The sequence below is a fragment of the Chitinophaga deserti genome, from assembly GCF_003149455.1.
GTDB classification, from domain to species: Bacteria; Bacteroidota; Bacteroidia; order Chitinophagales; family Chitinophagaceae; genus Chitinophaga; species Chitinophaga deserti.
The window spans coordinates 110,255-128,964 of record NZ_QFFK01000014.1; the positions used below are offsets into that span (position 1 = coordinate 110,255).

The 18,710-nt window shown below is 48.6% G+C and carries 12 protein-coding genes; 9 read left to right on the plus strand and 3 right to left on the minus strand.

Annotation, left to right across the window (positions count from 1 at the left end):
• Nucleotides 1–2 precede the first annotated feature (2 nt).
• The 6 genes from DEV76_RS24380 to DEV76_RS24405 all read left to right on the plus strand — a co-directional run bounded on the left by DEV76_RS24380 (nucleotide 3) and on the right by DEV76_RS24405 (nucleotide 12,608).
• The gene (locus DEV76_RS24380; RefSeq protein WP_109700568.1) at nucleotides 3–803 is read left to right on the plus strand and encodes a carboxylesterase family protein; all 801 of its coding nucleotides are present in this window, start codon (nucleotides 3–5) and stop codon (nucleotides 801–803) included.
• The gene (locus tag DEV76_RS24385) at nucleotides 800–1,375 is read left to right on the plus strand and encodes a gluconate 2-dehydrogenase subunit 3 family protein (RefSeq protein WP_109700569.1); all 576 of its coding nucleotides are present in this window, start codon (nucleotides 800–802) and stop codon (nucleotides 1,373–1,375) included. The genes DEV76_RS24380 and DEV76_RS24385 overlap by 4 nt, the downstream gene beginning before the upstream one ends.
• A gap of 11 nt (nucleotides 1,376–1,386) precedes the next feature.
• The gene (locus DEV76_RS24390) at nucleotides 1,387–2,562 is read left to right on the plus strand and encodes a glycosyltransferase family 2 protein (protein ID WP_109700592.1); all 1,176 of its coding nucleotides are present in this window, start codon (nucleotides 1,387–1,389) and stop codon (nucleotides 2,560–2,562) included.
• A 17-nt stretch (nucleotides 2,563–2,579) separates the two neighbouring features.
• The gene (locus DEV76_RS24395) at nucleotides 2,580–3,737 is read left to right on the plus strand and encodes an acyltransferase family protein (RefSeq protein WP_157963091.1); all 1,158 of its coding nucleotides are present in this window, start codon (nucleotides 2,580–2,582) and stop codon (nucleotides 3,735–3,737) included.
• 338 nt (nucleotides 3,738–4,075) lie between these two features.
• On the plus strand, nucleotides 4,076–10,846 hold the full coding sequence (locus DEV76_RS24400) for a fibronectin type III domain-containing protein (RefSeq protein ID WP_198652219.1): 6,771 nt from the start codon (nucleotides 4,076–4,078) through the stop codon (nucleotides 10,844–10,846).
• A gap of 64 nt (nucleotides 10,847–10,910) precedes the next feature.
• Nucleotides 10,911–12,608, plus strand: coding sequence for a GMC oxidoreductase (locus tag DEV76_RS24405; RefSeq protein WP_109700572.1), 1,698 nt, complete (start codon nucleotides 10,911–10,913; stop codon nucleotides 12,606–12,608).
• A gap of 67 nt (nucleotides 12,609–12,675) precedes the next feature.
• Here the strand turns inward: DEV76_RS24405 and metK are convergent, their stop codons facing one another.
• The 3 genes from metK to DEV76_RS24420 form a co-directional block, all read right to left on the minus strand.
• A complete protein-coding gene (metK, locus tag DEV76_RS24410) occupies nucleotides 12,676–13,929 on the minus strand; it encodes a methionine adenosyltransferase (protein ID WP_109700573.1) in 1,254 nt (417 codons plus the stop codon).
• A 12-nt stretch (nucleotides 13,930–13,941) separates the two neighbouring features.
• On the minus strand, nucleotides 13,942–15,306 hold the full coding sequence (locus tag DEV76_RS24415) for a DUF4270 domain-containing protein (RefSeq protein WP_157963092.1): 1,365 nt from the start codon (nucleotides 15,304–15,306) through the stop codon (nucleotides 13,942–13,944).
• Between the two features lie 115 nt (nucleotides 15,307–15,421).
• A complete protein-coding gene (locus DEV76_RS24420; protein WP_109700575.1) occupies nucleotides 15,422–16,243 on the minus strand; it encodes a glycogen/starch synthase in 822 nt (273 codons plus the stop codon).
• A 110-nt stretch (nucleotides 16,244–16,353) separates the two neighbouring features.
• Here DEV76_RS24420 and panC point away from each other — a divergent pair, with 110 nt between their 5' ends.
• From panC to DEV76_RS24435, 3 genes are read left to right on the plus strand one after another with little or no spacing between them, the layout of a single operon-like run.
• Nucleotides 16,354–17,202, plus strand: coding sequence for a pantoate--beta-alanine ligase (gene panC, locus DEV76_RS24425; protein ID WP_109700576.1), 849 nt, complete (start codon nucleotides 16,354–16,356; stop codon nucleotides 17,200–17,202).
• 46 nt (nucleotides 17,203–17,248) lie between these two features.
• A complete protein-coding gene (gene panD, locus DEV76_RS24430; protein WP_109700577.1) occupies nucleotides 17,249–17,593 on the plus strand; it encodes an aspartate 1-decarboxylase in 345 nt (114 codons plus the stop codon).
• Nucleotides 17,594–17,622: 29 nt separating this feature from the next.
• Nucleotides 17,623–18,657 carry a lysylphosphatidylglycerol synthase transmembrane domain-containing protein gene (locus DEV76_RS24435; protein ID WP_109700578.1) on the plus strand — a complete coding sequence of 345 codons (1,035 nt, stop codon included), beginning with the start codon at nucleotides 17,623–17,625 and terminating at the stop codon, nucleotides 18,655–18,657.
• Nucleotides 18,658–18,710: the final 53 nt, after the last annotated feature.

Consider the following 18,710-nt stretch of genomic DNA (forward strand, 5'->3'; position numbering starts at 1 on the left):
TTATGATGTTAGGCAATGTGCTGGCGTTGGCGATGACGCTTACTACAGCACTACAGGATGGGCCGTATGCACCGATGAAAAAGATTGATATTAAGGTGACACAGTGGCAGTCAAGGCAGGCATTGATTTATACGCCTGAAGGAATGGTTCCGGGAGAAAGATATCCTCTTCTCGTTGCATTCCATGGCAGAAGCATCGCAGGAACTGATCCTGCGAAGATCTTCAAGGAAGGCGTTGCCAAACAAATCAAAGAAGGGAAGAAAATAGAAGGTGTCAGCAAAACAGACGGGAAGCTATATAAATTCATCGTGGTTGCACCGCTGGAAGAAGGCTGGTCGACCCCTCCTCAGAACGTTAATGCTATGCTGAGCGATATCATCAAGCGGTATCCGGTAGACACTACACGGATTTATCTCACCGGCTACAGTGCCGGAGGATGGTCTGTAGAGTCCGCCAAAACCCATGATGATGACCTGTCTGCCAGGATCGCCGCATGTGTGACTATGTCACCCGCCGGACTGGACTCGCCTTATCTGAAGCGCTTCCAGCTGGTAGCTAAACACAATATTCATACCTGGTACTTTGTAGGCACAAATGATGACTACTTCAGGGATAATATAAAACGGAACATGGATAGTACAGCCCGTTATGGCAAAGGCCTTACAAAGCTTACGCTGTATCCCGGTGCGCACTGTTGCTGGAGTTCGTTCTATACTCCTAAGTACCGTGAAAACGGGATGAATATTTACGAATGGCTCCTGCAGTATAAAAAAACGTACGCCCTCAAACCGAAAAAGCGATGAACAGACGTAAGGCTATCGGACGCCTGCTGATGCTTGGCGGTGCCGGCTTAGCGGCCGGCGGAGGCTTTACCTGGTTCCGGTACTATAAAAAACCGGACCTGGCAGGCCTCGACGCTCTCCGTCCGATGATTGATGAGCTGGCGGAAACGATCATTCCGGAAACCGATACACCTGGCGCCAAAAGCGCCGGTGCCGGAGAAATGATCATCCGCCTCATCCGCGAATGCGCTCCCCGGAATGCCCAGAACAGGTTCCTGACCGGACTGGCAGACGTGGAGGACTATGCCCGCTCCCGATTCGGCCAGCCCTACCTCAGCTGCAACGAACAGCAGAAGGATGCCATTACAGCATACTTCGAGGTACGCGACCGCTCCGGTAAAGGCCTGCGCGCAAAAGCGATGAATAAACTCATTGGTCCTGCTTTCTTCCAGACAATGAAAAAATATACGGTCATCAGCTACTGTACTTCCATGCAGGGTGCTACGAAAGGCCTTCAATACGATTACATGCCCGGAATTTATCGCGGCAGCATCCCGCTTTCTGCCGGACAGAAATGCTGGGCCACAAGCTAAAAGTATCAGCCATGACCGTTTTTTACATCCTTTTTTATCTCAGTCTGTTTATCCTTTTTTATAATTATCTCGGATACGGGATCCTGCTGGTCCTGTTCACCCGTATAAAACGGTTATTTCATTCACCTGATCGTGAACAGCTGGATCTTGTTCCTCCTGTAACGCTGTTGGTAGCTGCTTATAATGAAGCAGATTTTATCCGGCAGAAAATAGAAAACTGTCTTGCGCTGGATTATCCGGAAGACAAGCTGACTATCATTTTCATTACCGATGGTTCTTCCGACGGCACGCCGGATATAATCAGGGAAGAACCGCGTGTAAAACTGTTGCACGAACCTCAGCGTTCCGGCAAAACTGCCGCTATCAACCGGGCAATGAAATGTGTCCAGACTCCTTTCGTGATCTTCTGCGACGCCAATACCCTCCTCAACAGCCAGGCCGTACGAAATATAGTGCGGCATTATGAAGATCCCTTAACAGGCGGCGTGGCCGGAGAGAAAAGAGTTATTGCAAATGGAGATGCTAATGCCGCAGATACCGAAGGTATTTACTGGAAATATGAATCTTATCTCAAGAAACTGGACGCGGAATTATACTCCGTTGTCGGTGCGGCCGGAGAATTATTCTCTATCCGGACCTCCCTGTACCAGCCTGTGGAAGAAAACGTAATCCTCGACGATTTCGTGATTTCACTGCGCATCAACATGAAGGGGTACCGCATTGCCTACGCACCAGATGCATATGCAATGGAGGCCCCTTCTTTCTCTATTAACGAAGAACACAAACGGAAAGTCCGTATCTGTGCAGGCGGCTTTCAGTCAATCATACTACTCAGTGATCTGCTGAACATTTTCAAGTACCCTCTCCTTTCATTCCAATACATTTCTCACCGGGTGCTGAGATGGACGCTAAGCCCGCTGAGTATGCCAATACTTCTGATAAGCAACTTTATATTGGTAATTTCAGGAGCAGGCATTTTTTATAGCCTGATGTTTGCCGGGCAGGTGCTTTTTTATGGCATGTCCATAATTGGCTACCTGCAGGCCCAGCGGAATACTAAAAGCGGGTTATTCTATATCCCGTTTTATTTTGTCTTTATGAACCTGGCGGTGTTTCAGGGATTTGGGCGGTTTGTATCAAAAAGCCAGTCTGCTGTGTGGGATAAAGCTAAACGTAGTATTGTCTAAGTTTAATACCTACCAAAGTGACAATTAAAGAAGACAAGAGAATATACGGGCTGGATGCTTTGCGTGCCATGGCAATGCTGCTTGGTATAGTATTGCATGCAGCCATAGCCTATAAGGTTTTTCCGAATCCTACATGGCCGGCAGATGATACCTATCATTCCTATTGGTACGACGGTGCCTATTGGATGATTCATACATTCCGCATGCAGCTGTTTTACCTTGTTGCAGGCTTCTTTGCCAGGATGTTGTATTTGAAAATAGGCGAAAAGGATTTCATATCGCACCGAATTAAGCGGATCGCCATACCTTTTGCGGGCAGCCTGATATTCATTCTTCCTTTTACAATTGCTCCATTTCTCTATTATAAGTACTTCATAGCAGAGCAGCTTTCATATACGGATGCCATGGCGCATTTCCGTGTGCAGATGTTTCGCTGGAACGGGATGGCGCATTTATGGTTCCTGTATTACCTGATGATTTTCTATTGCGGCATGTTGTTATTGCTGCATAGAAGAATTCAGAATCTGATCCCGGCAGTGCTGTTAAAATGGTCATTTAACTTCGGTAAAATAGAGCAGCTGCTTCTGGCTACGCTGATGTTGGCCGGAATACATCTGTTATTCTTTGAGGGGCCTGTGGTTGAAGTTTCAACCGGTATATTCCCAAAAATATCTCATCTTCTTTACTACGGATTCTTCTTCATCCTGGGTTATTATGTCCACAAAAATAGTGGGCAGCTGGAGCTGATTGCCAGGCGTACCGGCCTTTACCTCCTGACCGGAACATGCATAGCCCTGGCTTTATTTTCGGTGGTGGTACTGCCAACAGGGATAACTTTATCTCCGGTACTCGTTAAGGCAGGGGTAGCATTACAAACGATGTTACTGACGTTTGGTGTGATGGGCTTCTTTCTCAGGTACCTTAACCGGCAGAACGATACTTTCCGGTATATCTCTGATGCGGCTTACTGGTTGTACCTGGTGCACCTGGCTGTAGTAGCCGGCTTACAGATTGCATTCCTTCACAGCCCTGTGCCGGGTGCATGCCGTTTTTTCCTTGTATTGCTTATTACTACAGGCTTTGGGATTGGCACTTATCACTTGTTTATACGGTACAGTTTTATCGGAAGTATATTACATGGCCCCAGAATGCGCAGGAAGTATGTTATTAATTAATACTATATTATTTTATATCATACCAAAACACAGTGTACATTTATCGACTGAAATATGCCATTTACCATTCATTTTTAGGCTTTCACGAATTTCTGCATATGAAGTGAAGTATTCTATATAAATTGCACTGTAATCTTCTTACAAGTAATATTTTTTACCATACCTCTGTAAGTACCAACCGCTACCTCGCGTAATATTTTGACCCCATCCTGGAAAAGCTTTAATGATTAAAACCGGCTTCGGCTGGTAACCAAGCAATGTGCATGTTCACTTGCAATCAATAATTTGTTAGAGCCAATCTACCTCATATGAAATATTTCTACCACCTACTTGTTTTCATGCTCCTATTTGGAGTAAAGAATGCCAATGCACAAGTGCTAGACCCCAACGATCCGGTTGTAACATACAACCCGGCTGCTCCCCCGGCATATCCTGCATGGGGTAGTATCGGTAAGTGGGTGCGCACCAACAGGAACCTTGGCTGGAACACTGACCAGTACAAGGCCTATTACTACAAAGGCATGGCTTTCAGACTGAAATTCCCGGCCAATTATGACCCCTCGGGTGCTAAGAAGTATCCGATTATTGTTTTCTTCCACGGTATCGGTGAAAAAGGCTCAGAATTCGATAACGAATTCCAGCTTTACCATGGTGGCCAAAAGCATATGCAAATGGTCAACAACGGTACATTCGATGGATTCCTCCTTTATCCCCAGAACCAGTCCGGTTATTTCGGCCCATCTTATTATGATGCCATCCGCGAGCTGGTTCATAACTTTTTCCCTACACAGATCAATGTAGATGTCAACAGACTGACTGTTGAAGGACTTTCCGGAGGTGGTGTATCTACCTGGGAGTTTCTTCTTCGTTTCCCTAAAGATGTTGCCGCGATTGGCCCGATCAGCGCTGCCTATCCCGAATTGGCCAACAGTATAGAAGTTTATAAATGGACCCCCATCTGGTGGTTCCAGGGTGCTTCTGACCCTAAACCCCACCCCTCTATTGCTCAGGGCGTTTATAGTACTGCCACCGCCGCAGGTGCTAATATGAAACTTTCCATCTATCCGGGTGGGCACGGTATATGGGGTAATGCCTGGAATGAGGCAGACTTCTTCCCCTACATGAGCAGAGCCAATAAAGCGAATCCCTGGCCTCTTTCGGGAAGAACTGAGTTCTGTCCCGGCGATCCCATTTCATTAACTGTTGGTCTTACCGCTGGTTTCGACGGATATGAATGGAGAAAAGACGGCAATCTGATTCCCGGAGCTAACTCCAATACCATCCAGGTAACTTCTACCGGCACATATGATGCCCGTATAAAAAGAGGCACCACCTGGTCTGTTTGGTCTCCTATTCCTGTTGTTGTGAAACTCAAGGGTGCCACCGTTCCCCCTCCCATTACCATTTCAGGGCTAATGAGTAAAGTACTCCCTTCACCCGATGGTGTGAATAAAGTAACTTTACAGGTTCCTAATTCATATGCATCATATCAATGGAAACGCACTAACGACCCCAGTATTATCGGAAGCGCGAATACCTATGATGCAACAACGCCGGGCATTTATACCGTTAAGGTAACAGAACAATTTGGCTGTTCGAGCGATTTCTCAACGCCTTTTGAAGTAATCGATGCAAATGGCTCCAATAAGCCAGATCCTGCAAGCGGACTGAATGTAACGGATTTATCCAAGACGCAACTCGCGTTGAACTGGACAGACAAACCAAATTCTCAGTACAACGAAACCGGATATGAAATCTACCGTGCATCATCCCCAGGAGGTCCATACAAGCTTATTGCCATTACTCCTGCTAACGCGCAAACCTATACGGATAATGGCCTGATTGCGAATACTACTTATTATTATATCGTACGTGCTGTTAATAATACCGCTGCTTCTGCTGTAAGCAATGAAGCCAGCGGCAAAACCCAAACTGACAGTGCTCCTCCCACTGCTCCTGGAAACCTGATCGTTACAGGCAGCACTGCCAGCCAGATTTCCATTAAATGGAATGCGGCTACGGATGATGTGGGCATCGTTAAATACGATATCTATATCAACGGTCTCAAGTCCTATACTGTAAACGGGGATGTACTCACCTTTACGGCGCTGAATCTCGTAGCCGGCCAATCGTACACCTTTACGGTAAAAGCCAGAGACCTTGCCGGCAACTCCTCCCCTGCCAGCAACCAGGCTACCGGAACAGCTATTGTTACAGGCCTGAACTATAAATACTATCAGGGCACCTGGACGACGTTACCAAACTTTGCAAACCAAACCGTCATTAAATCCGGTATCTCTGGCACAACAGATATTTCTGTTGCCAACCGGGCTGATAACTATGGATTCCTTTGGGAAGGTTTCATCCGTATCCCGGTTAGTGGAAATTATACCTTTGAGACATACTCAGACGACGGCAGCAAGCTGTATGTAAATATGACATATGGCCATACTAAAACTGCCCTTGTAAATAACGACGGAGCACATGGTGCACAATACAGGGAAGGTACCATTTACCTGGCCGCAGGCATTTATCCCATTGCCGCCACCTTCTTCGAGGCAACGGGTGATGCAACGATGAAGCTCTACTGGAAGAATACCGCGCACGGTGTAACAGCCCGCGAGGAAATTCCTTCATCCTTCCTTTCGCCCACCGCTCCCCCAGCCGGCAGCAACCCGCCTAACGCACCTACGGATGTGACAGCAGTTGCCGCCAGCCATAACTCGATTAATGTTTCATGGGTTGACAACAGCAACAACGAAACAGGGTTTGAAGTTTACCGTTCCACTGCCGCCAATGGAACATATGACATCATTGGTTCAACCAGTGCGAATGTTATAACTTTCAAGGATAGTGCACTTGCACCGCAAACCACCTATTTCTATAAAGTGAAATCGGTGAACCAGCAGGGCAACTCCGGATTCCATAAGCTGGCAGGCAACAGCATCTATTACAGCTATTATGAAGCCGCCAGCTCCTTTACCACCCTGCCTGACTTTAACACTATTACACCGCTTAAAACCGGCCTCCTTACCACTGTGAACCTCGGTGTAACACCCCGTTCCGACAACTGGGCCGTGAAATTCGAAGGTTACCTCACAGTACCTGCAAACGCCACCTATACGTTCTACACCAGCTCCAATGACGGTAGCAGGCTGTATATCGGTGGTTTTACCGCAGCAGATATGGTGGTGGATAACAACGGCACCCGCCTCCTTACGGTGGAAAAATCAGGCACCAAAACCCTGACAGCAGGTACTTATCCGATTTACGTAACGTATTTCGATAACACCGGTTCATCCGCTTTGACTGTTAGCTGGCAGGCAACTACTGCAGGTATCTCCAAACAACAGATTCCCGCAAGTGCCTATGTAGATAACCGTAACCGTGCTACCACACTTGCACTGCCTGCAGCCCCCACAGCTCCTACAGGGCTCGTTGCCAACGCAGTGTCCGGATCTAAAATCCAGCTTACCTGGAACGATAATTCCAGCAATGAAACTGCTTACCAGGTATACCGTTCTATCACAGACAATACCAACTTCACACTGGTAGCCACCCTGGCCGCAAACAATGGTGCTCAGGCTACCTTTAATGATACAGCGCTCTTCGCTAACACCCGTTATTACTATAAAGTGCGCGGTAAAAATGAAGGCGGAACCAGCAATTACTCTAACGAAGCAAATGCAATTACACAGAATACCGTACCTGTGATGGCTGCAATTTCCAGCCGTTCCATGCGCTATGGCACCCAGCTGGTAATCCCCATCAGTGCAACGGATGCAGATGGTGAAGCACTTGTTTTAACCGCCACTAACCTCCCTGCTTTCGGTTCAATTACCGATAATGGAAACGGTACGGGATCGCTGGTATTCAACCCTGCCACTACCGATCAGGGTGTGTATGCAAACATTGAAATCAAGGCTACCGACGGTAACAGTGGTGTAGCAGTACAGTCATTCACACTAACGGTTAGTGACAACTTCGTACCGGTTATCGCACCTGTTGCTGATGTTACAGTCAACGAGAATGCAAGCCAGCAGCTCACCATAACAGCCGCCGATCAAAATGCATCGGATGTGCTTACCTGGGAAGTTGTTTCATTGCCTGCTTTTGCCACATTTACACCTAATGGTAACAGCGCAAATATCCAGCTTAACCCATCCCTCCTGGATGCAGGTACATACGCTGTAACTGTGAATGTAAATGACGGACGTGAAGGTTTAGACTCTAAAACCTTCAATATTATAGTGAAAGATGTGAACCCGAATAAAATGGTTTACATCAACTTCACGGATGGCTCCGCCAATGCCGTAGGTACCGGTTACTGGAACAATACCAGCAAACAACCTGCACTGAATGATGTGTTTGCCAACCTGAAGGACTCCACTCTTACTGCAACTCCGATTGCTCTTACCATCATGACCAGGTGGCAGGATCTTGGAAACGGCAGCAATAACCTTGGTGGCGTTACCAATAACAATTCCGGTGTGTATCCCGATAACGTGATGCGCTCGGCTTACTGGAGCGGAACCCAGAAACAGACCATTAAGATTTCCGGTCTTACTTACGGCGCAAGCTTCAAATACAACTTCACGTTCTTCGGAAGCCGTGGCAGCGTAAGTGACAACAGGACTTCCGTTTATACCATCAATGGCAACAGCGTTTCCCTGAACGCCGCCAACAATACTGCCAATACGGTAAGATTGCTGAACGTAGTACCTGATGCAAATGGCGAGGTACTCCTCGACCTCACAGCCGGTGCAGGTTCCGCCTACTCTTACCTGAACGCAATGGTAATTGAAGTGGCATATGACCTTCAGGTGCCTCCTTCCAAACCCAGCGAGTTAGCTGCTGTTGTAAACAACAATAGCGTTAAACTTACCTGGAAAGACGTTGCTTTCAACGAAACTGCGTATGAACTCTACAGAGGCACTACCCTCTCAGAACCGCTGACACTCCTGCAGACACTGGGTGCAAACCTGACCACCTATTCCGATGGTGCTGTGAATGCAGGTACGCAGTACTACTACACACTCAGGGCAATTAACAGCTATGGTGCTTCTGCAACAACTGATACCGTAAGCGTTACTATCTCCAATAAGAACCCGGTATTGGCTGCTATTGCTCCTGTTTCGATGAAGACAGACGATGTGACGAATGTATCCCTTTCTGCTACAGACGATGCGGGTGATGTGCTCACATTGTCCGCAACCGGCCTGCCTGCATTTGCTGTACTTACAGACAATGGTAATGGCACCGGTAGTATTGCACTGACTCCGGGTAGCGCGCATATCGGTACTTATAAGGACATCGTGGTTAAAGCAAGTGACAATAAAGGCGGTAGCACAGAACGTACATTTACCATTGTGGTGAAAGACAAATCTATTGCCTCCATCTTTGTGAACTTTAACAACAGCAGCCCCGCACCTGCTCCATGGAATAACTTCAATGGATTCCCGCACAATAACTTCGGCATCGCCAACCTGGTTGGAGAAGATGGCGTAGCTACAGGAATCACTATCCGTGTAATCGATCAGTTTACCGGTGAAAACGCTTCAGGTGCCGTAACCGGCAGTGAAACCGGCGTATTCCCTGATGCAGTAATGCGTACAGCTTACTATGAAAGTTCAGGACTCGCCCGCAGGATCAGGATATCTAACCTGCCGCTCAACAGGAAATACAACCTCGTATTCTTTGGCAGCAGAGCAAACGTAGATGGCAGATATACTGATTACAGCGCAGGTGGCCAGACTGTAACGCTGAACACTGCAAATAATACACAGAACACTGTCAAGATCAATGGCCTGTCTCCCAACGCCAGCGGCGAAATCGAATTCACCGTTGCCCGTAACGCAGCTTCTCTGGAAGCAGTCATCAACGCACTGGTTATCCAGTACTACAATGAAAGCACTACTCCCATTGCCCCAAGTACCCTGAAGGCTTTCGGTAAGAGCAAGAACCAGATGACGCTGACCTGGGATGATAACTCAATGATCGAAACTGGATATGAAGTATGGAGATCCGGCACTGAAAACGGTACGTACACGCTGATGGGTACAACCGCTGCAAACGTGGTTACTTACCAGGACAATGGTCTTGCAGCCAATGCCACTTACTTCTATAAAGTAAGATCTATCGCAGGCGCTCAGCAATCACCATTCAGCAATATCGCCAAAGGTGTCACATTCGCTTACAGCCTCTTCGTAAACTTCAACCGCGACAATCCTGCTCCGGCGCCCTGGAACAATGCCAACAACGTACCGGTAGAAAACGCCACTTATAACCTGCTGAACGATGGAGGAAACAACTCCGGCATCAGCTATACCATCATTCAGAATTTCAGTGGTGAGAACCCATCTGGTATGGTCACCGGCAACAACTCAGGTGTGTACCCGGATAATGTTATCCGCAGCTCCTGGTGGCTCGATCTGGGTGTAACTGCCAAACTGCGCGTTCAGGGATTGAACCAGTCTCAGGCATATACCTTCGTATTCTTCGGCAGCAGAGATGGTGGTGGAGACCGTACAACCGTGTATGCTGTGAATGGTAAATTTGTAACCCTTAACTGCTCTTTCAATACCTCACAGACCGTGCAGCTGGAAAACATTGTTCCGGATGAAAATGGTGAAGTGGTAATTGAAGTGAACCTGGGTAACGCTTCCACCTTCGGATACCTTGGAGCTCTTGTGATCCATGGTTACAATGCAACAGGTGCCGCTCCTACCGGTCTGGATGTAATTCCTCCGGCTACGCAGCAACTCCGTATAGGAACTGTTCAGGCAATAGGCAGCGAATCCGGTAATGCAGCTAAATCCGCACAGGATGATCAACTTGCAGCAAATGTAATTGATGTGACTGCCTACCCGAATCCGTTCATTCATAACCTGAACCTCGAGGTGAAGAACAATGGTAATACAAAACGACTGACAGCCAGAGTATTTGATATGTCCGGCAGATTGGTTCACAACAGAGTACTGGGTGAATTTGGTAAAGGCACCCACAGAATCAGCCTGTCTCAGCTTGAAACACTGAAAACCGGTATGTATGTATTACTCGTAACCGATGATAAGAACAATGGTAAAAGCGTTAAAATTATCAAGCAGTAACCTGTAAAAACAAATGCTAATATAAAGTCCGGTAGCAATACCGGACTTTTTTCTATTTTTAAGTATGAACCTCAATATTAAGGCAGCATCGCAGCAATCCTATGACGCAATCGTAGTTGGCTCGGGTATTAGTGGTGGTTGGGCAGCAAAAGAGCTATGTGAGAAAGGACTGAAGGTTTTATTATTGGAACGTGGCCGCAATGTGGAACATGTGAAGGATTACCCTACTGCTACAAAGCACCCCTGGGAATTTCCACACCGCCTCCTCACGTTAAACGCCGACCGGATAGAAGACCCTGTTCAAAGCGCAGCATACGACGAAAGCACGAAGCATTTCTTCGTTAGGGATAAAGATCATCCTTACATCCAGGATAAGCCTTTCAGCTGGATCAGAGGATATCATGTAGGGGGCCGCTCCCTCACCTGGGGCAGGCAATGCTACCGCCTCAGCGACCTCGATTTTGAGGCCAATGCAAAAGATGGTCATGGGGTAGACTGGCCTATCCGTTACAAAGACATATCCCCCTGGTACGACTACGTGGAACGATTTGTGGGGGTGAGCGGCCAGGCCGAAGGACTGCATCACCTCCCTGACGGAGAATTCCTCCCACCGATGGATCTCAACTGTGTGGAAGAACATCTGCAGCAACAACTAAAGGATAAATTCAAGGACCGCCTGCTTACTATCGGGCGTGTTGCCAATCTCACCCGTGGTTTTAAAGACCGCGGCCCCTGCCAGTTCCGGAACCTGTGCTCCCGTGGCTGTCCGTTCGGAGGCTACTTCAGCAGTAACTCATCTACCCTGCCGGCTGCCATGGCTACCGGTAACCTCACCATCCGTCCATTCAGCGTGGTGAGCGAAGTGCTGTATGATAAAGAAACGCAGCGTGCAAAAGGCGTTGCCGTCATCGATGCTGAAACGAAGGAAACCACCGAGTTTTATTCCCGTATCGTATTCCTCAATGCTTCCACCATCGGCACCGCTTCCATCCTCCTGCAATCCACCTCTCCCGAGTTCACCAATGGCATGGGCAATAACCATGACCTGGTAGGCCGCCACCTGATGGATCATCATTTCAAAGTTGGCGCCATGGGTCGTATCGATGGATGGAACGATGTGTATTACAAAGGCCGCCGCCCTGTGGGTGTATATATCCCCCGCTTCCGGAATGTGAATGATCAGACACGGCGCAGCGATTATGTACGCGGATTCGGATACCAGGGTTACGCCGAACGTGAAGCCTGGAACGATCAGGTAACGATGGATGGTTATGGTGCTGAATTCAAGAAGCATCTCACCTCACCCGGTAAATGGGCCATGTGGATGAGCGCCTGGGGAGAAACCCTGCCGTATGCAGACAACCGCATTGTGCTGCACGACAGTGAAAAAGACAAATGGGGCCTCCCCCTGGTGCGTGTCAACTTCGAGATCAAGGACAATGAGAAAAAGATGCGTACGGATATGCGTGACAGCGCAGCGGAAATGCTCGATAAAGGCGGTTTTAAGGACATTCAGGCCTTTGATTACGACTATATCGGGGGTGAGTGTGTTCATGAAATGGGAACGGCCCGTATGGGGCTGGATCCTAAAACGTCTGTCCTCAACAAATGGAACCAGCTGCACGATGTGCGCAATGTTTTCGTTACCGATGGCAGCTGCATGACCTCTTCTGCCAATCAGAACCCTTCGCTCACTTATATGGCCCTTACTGCCAGGGCCTGTGATCATGCGGTAGGAGAATTGAAAAAAGGCACTTTTTAATCGTGCCTCTCAGAAATAAAAAAGGCTGCCTGGTTATCAGGCAGCCTTTTTCTTTATGCTGTAAAGGTTAGAGTCCGAAAGCGGCTTTTACCTTCTCAACGTAATCAAGTTTCTCCCAGGTGAAGAGTTCAACTTCTACTTTCTTCTCAGTTTTCTTGCCTTTGTTGAACACTTTGGTTACAACCTGGCTGTCGCGGCCCATGTGGCCGTAAGCAGCGGTTTCACCGTATATCGGGCTGCGCAGTTTCAGGCGCTGCTCGATAGCGTAAGGGCGAAGGTCGAAGATCTCTTCTACTTTGCGGGCAATCTCACCATCGTTGAGTTTCACTTTAGCAGTACCATAAGTGTCTACGAAAACGCCGCAGGGCTTGGCCACGCCGATAGCGTAGGAAACCTGAACGAGCACTTCGTCGCACACACCGGCAGCTACGAGGTTCTTGGCGATGTGACGGGTAGCGTATGCTGCGGAGCGATCCACTTTGGAAGGATCTTTACCGGAGAATGCTCCACCGCCGTGAGCACCTTTACCACCGTAAGTGTCTACGATGATTTTACGGCCGGTAAGGCCGGTATCGCCGTGAGGGCCACCGATCACGAACTTCCCGGTAGGGTTGATGTGATAAGTGATTTTATCATTGAACAGCGCCTGCAGTTCCGGCTTCAGCTGTGCTTTCACGCGCGGAATGAGGATATTGATCATGTCAGCTTTGATCTTAGCCAGCATTTCCGCGTCTTTCGCGAAATCGTCGTGCTGGGTAGAGATAACGATCGTATCGATACGGATGGGCTGATTGTCGTCGGAGTATTCGATGGTTACCTGGCTCTTCGCATCGGGGCGGAGGTAGGATACTTCTTTATTTTCGCGTCGGAGGGCAGCCAGCTCGATGAGGAGCTTGTGCGCCAGATCCAGTGCCAGCGGCATGTAGTTCTCCGTTTCGCGGGTAGCGTAACCGAACATCATACCCTGATCGCCTGCACCCTGCTCTTCGGGGTTAGAGCGCTCCACACCCTGATTGATGTCGGAAGATTGTTCGTGGATTGCGGAGAAGATACCGCATGAATTTGCTTCGAACATGTACTCGCTCTTGGTGTATCCGATTTTACGGATCACTTCGCGGGCGATATCCTGAACGTCGAGGTAAGCTTCTGATTTTACTTCTCCCGCCAGTACTACCTGTCCGGTAGTTACGAGCGTTTCACAGGCAACTTTGGAATTGAGGTCATATGCCAGGAAGTTATCGATGAGGGCATCCGATATCTGGTCGGCAACCTTATCCGGGTGCCCTTCCGATACGGATTCTGATGTAAATAAATAAGGCATGAGTGTGCTAGATTATAATTCTGTATAAATGATCCTGAGTTTGACGTTGGCAGGCGGGGTGGCACTTCCTCCTCCGGCTTTGAGCCGTGGTAAGTCGATCATCCTGCTGGACCAGCCTTCCAGCTTCAGCACCGAGTTCTCAATCTTCTTCTGTTGGGCCAGTTGTAAATGTCGTGCAATATTAAATTTATATTGGACAACTTTAAAGGGGCCAAGATCACTAATGACAATTTTATTACCTCCGAATCCCAGAAGGTCAGGGCTGGAAGGGTTTCCGTAGTCGAACAGGAAGGCAAGGCTGTCGTGCGTTATGTAACGGCGCAACATCAGGCGTTCGGGTTCTGCGAAGATGTTATCCAGTCCTGCAGAGCCGCTGTTGATCTCTGTGATCACGATTTCGGCTTTATTGATAACGGCGTTGGGTACGTCAGCAATATTGGGGATCTGGATATTGGTATAAATACCGGGAGCTTCCTGGATATACACTACGTTATCGCCGAGGGGATTTGCAGTGTTGATGAGGTTAGCCACTTCTTTACCGGTATAGTTACGGGCAACGTAGTTGGCATGCGCGGAACTATACGGATCGAAAGCAAAGCTCGCCATGAGGGAGTCTTTCTCCGAGTTCTTATAGTAAACTGTGATGCGGGTGCTTCCTGAGTTCAGGTTAGTGTACAGCATGGTGCGGCCGTTGGTGGTATCGGGCACTATGGCGAGGCCTTTCAGCCAGTCGCGGAACGAGGAGTCGTTTTTGAAAGCACCGTCTGCCCTTTGCTGGAACAGTTCCTGACCGAAAGAGGGTTTCAGGGGAATGCGGAGCTGGGGAGCATATTTAACACCGTAGATAGACAGGGAGTCTTTGGGATATACGGGGTTAATGATAGCATTTCCGATCTCTTTAGAGAGGTCGTATGAACGCGGCACATTGTACATGTACGCGGTATCGATCTTAAAGTTGGGCTCGTTCATCCGGTAAACCTTCACGTTGAGCGGGGCGTTTTCGCCATACCAAACCGTGTCGCAACCAACGTACAGCACTACAGAGTCGAGGACCCAGCCGGTACCTTCGAAGGTGAATTCTGCTTTGGGGAGGCTCACCTGGGTATAAAGGAAGCCATGGGTTTTACCGAAAATGGGATCCTGCGTGATGCTTCCCAATACGCCCTGGTAATAGGAGTTACCGGTACGGATGCTGGAATCCACGCGGGCAATGTTACTCGTGATCAGATTGTTGATCGTGGTGTCTTTCACAACAACCTTGTCTGAGCCTGGAATAAGTTCCTTGCCGAGAACGGTAGCCTCGTTACAGCCGGAGAAGGCGTAGAGGGCTGTGAGGAAGGCGGCGGCGAAGCCCAGTGTCCTGAATTGAATCTTCACGTAATTGGTTTGTTCGGTTTGTTGACTAAATAGAAAAATTAAAAATAAAAAGAATGACTTAACAACGGTTATCCCGCCGACAGTTTTAACTTTTCATTTTTAATTTTTCCCGGACTTATTTTACGCCTAAAAGCTGGTTGTATATCTGGAGATAATCCGCCAGGTCTTCGTTATCCTTCTTGTAAGGCAAAATTATCTTGCCTTTTTCTGCCTTCAGTTCATCCACAGATTTCTTTTCCACCTTCTCTCCTGCCAGGATTACTGCGTCGGCATACTTGGCGGCTCCACGGTTAAGGGCTCCGTTGGTGCCTTCTTTATAAATTTCCAGGTCTTTTTCCTTGATCTGGTTGCTGATAATCGCTTTCTTAATAAAAGTAGCCCCCAGTTTATCCTTGAAGCTGTTAGGCTCCATGGAGAAAACCGTCTTCGTTTGCGCGAATACAGGCTCTTTCTTGTACGCCGTTTTAAGATAAACAGGTACCAGAGACGTCATCCAGCCGGAGCAATGGATAATGTCAGGAGGCCAGCCGAATTTCTTCACGGTTTCCAAAGCGCCTTTGCAGAAGAATACCATCCGCGCGGCATTGTCGTCATAAAAAGTACCGTCGTCATCGCTGAAAACGTTCTTTCGCTTAAAATAATCTTCGTTGTCCAGGAAATAAACCTGCAGGCGAGCGTTAGGTAACGAAGCCACCTTGATAATCAACGGGTAATCATCCCCGTCAATCACAATGTTGATACCTGACAATCTTACCACTTCATGTAACCGATGCCTCCGTTCGTTAATACTACCAAACCTTGGCATGATAACCCTCACTTCCAGGCCCGCCTCATTCGACTTGATCGCCATTTTATTGACCATTTCCGCGTACTCCGTTAAATCCAGATACGGGGACATTTCCTGGGCAATAAAAAGAATTCTTTTCTTTGTGGACATTTATTGCTGATTATTAATGCAGTTATTTTTAATTTGGCATGCAAAACTACGAAATTTTTAGGTATTACTGGCCAATTTGTCACTTTTAACATCCTTTTAAGCAAAGGTTTATGTATCTATTCAAGCGGGTAGCGGATCTCAGAGAGGCGCTGGGACAGGAAAAAAAGGCAGGAAAACGAATCGGATTCGCCCCAACCATGGGCGCCCTCCATCAGGGACACATCTCACTCATTGAATCGGCCGGTAAAGATTGCGACATCGTGGTCGCGTCCATTTTTGTAAACCCTACACAGTTTAACGATCCGAAAGACTTCGAAAAATACCCTTCCACACTTCAGGAAGACATTCTCCTCCTTACAGCCGCCGGCGTAAACTACCTCTTTCTCCCCTCTGTGGCAGAAATGTACCCCGAAGGGCCTGGCGCTCAGCACATTCACTACGATTTCGGTTACATAGAATCCGTTCTCGAAGGCGCTTACCGCCCTAATCACTTCCAGGGAGTAGGCATCATCGTCGATAAATTACTCAAAGCCGTTCAGCCCGATGATCTCTATATGGGACAGAAAGATTTTCAACAGTGCATGATTATCAAGCGCTTACTGGAAATCACCGGCTCACCTGCACGGCTGCACATCTGCCCCACCCTCCGGGAAGCAGACGGACTGGCCATGAGCTCCCGCAACATGCGCCTCACTCCCGAACAAAGGAGCCAGGCGGTGGAAATCAGCCGCACTCTTCAGTGGGTCAAAGATAACCTTTCCTCCCGCCCTTTCCCCGGATTGCGGGAAGAAGGCCTCTCCCGCCTGGCAGCCGCCGGCTTTATACCGGACTACCTCGCCCTGGCCTCTGCGGAAGACCTCCGGCTGCTGGAAGCCCCCGAGACCGGCCCCATGGCTATCCTCGTGGCAGCCAAACTGGGAGATATCAGATTGATTGACAATATGACGGTAGGGCTCTAGGTTATTTACGGGAAATTCCTCTACCTTTGCGGACTACACCAGAAATATGCTGATCGAAGTATTAAAATCTAAGATTCACAGAGCGGTTATCACGGAAGCCAATCTTAACTACGTGGGCAGTATCACTATCGATGAAGATCTGATGGATGCAGCCAACCTGATTGCCAATGAGAAAGTTCAGGTCGTGAACGTCAATAACGGCGAACGTCTGGAAACATATATCATTAAAGGCAAGCGCGGCTCCGGCGTGGTTTGCATGAATGGTCCCGCTGCCCGCCTCGTGGCCGTTGGCGATATCGTCATCATTATTTCCTACGCTACCCTGGAGTTCGAAGCTGCCAAACAGTTCGTTCCCATCGCCGTATTCCCGAAAGAAGGCAACAAATTATAGTCCGCTCCCAGCACATCTCCTCCTGATATATGCCGAAAACGCTCAAAACCATCATTCAATTTGCAGTTTTCCTCGGACTCGGCATTCTCATCATCTGGTGGACCGTGCGCGGTTTCTCCTCCCAACAGCTCCTCGAGATCAAAGAAGCCATGCGGCATGCCAATTACTGGCTGCTCATCCCTACCATGATCCTCGGTATCGGCAGTCACTGGGTGCGCGCCGTACGCTGGAGGCTGCTCTTCACCCCGCTGGGATACAACCCTTCCAAACGCAATACCTTTTTCGCCGTCATGATAGGTTACCTGCTCAACCTGGCCGTTCCCCGGCTGGGAGAAGTAGCCCGTTGCGGCGTACTCTCCAGGTATGAACATATCCCGGTAGATAAACTCGTAGGTACCATGATCGCCGAACGCGGCATGGACCTCGTTTGCCTCATGCTCCTGCTGGTGGCCACCGTTCTTATTCAGGTGGATGTGGTAGGCGCTTTTGTAAGTGACTACATCTGGATTCCCCTTTCCGGGAAATTCACCGGTATTTCACTGACCTCATGGATCATGATCGTACTCGGTGCCCTCCTCTTTGTGCTGATCATTGCCTGGCTCCTGCGCCGCTTTAAAAGCACCAAAGCAGGTATCTCGTTCCGTAAACTGCTCCGCGGCATCGCAGAAGGCATCCTTTCCATCGGTAAACTGAAAGATAAAGGCTGGTTCCTTTTCTACACGGCGCTCATGTGGCTCCTGTATTTCTCACAGGTCTATATCGCATTCTGGTGCCTCGATGATACGGTAGGCCTCGGCGTGAAAGCCGCCATGTCTATCCTTGCCTTCGGCAGCATCGGTATGATCGCCACGCAGGGCGGCATAGGTGCGTATCAATACATCGTGCAGCAGATCCTTGTACTGTATGGTATATCCGCAACGATCGGTTTCGCTTTTGGATGGATCATCTGGCTTGCACAAACCGCACTGATGATCGTTCTTGGCTTCGGCAGCATGATCGCCATTCCCCTTTACAATAAACAGCAGGACGCAAAACCCGCTCCCAACGATCCTCCCGCGCAATAATGGTTTCCGTTGCATCTTTCCACGCTGCGGCACTCTTTTTGCCGTAATTGGCG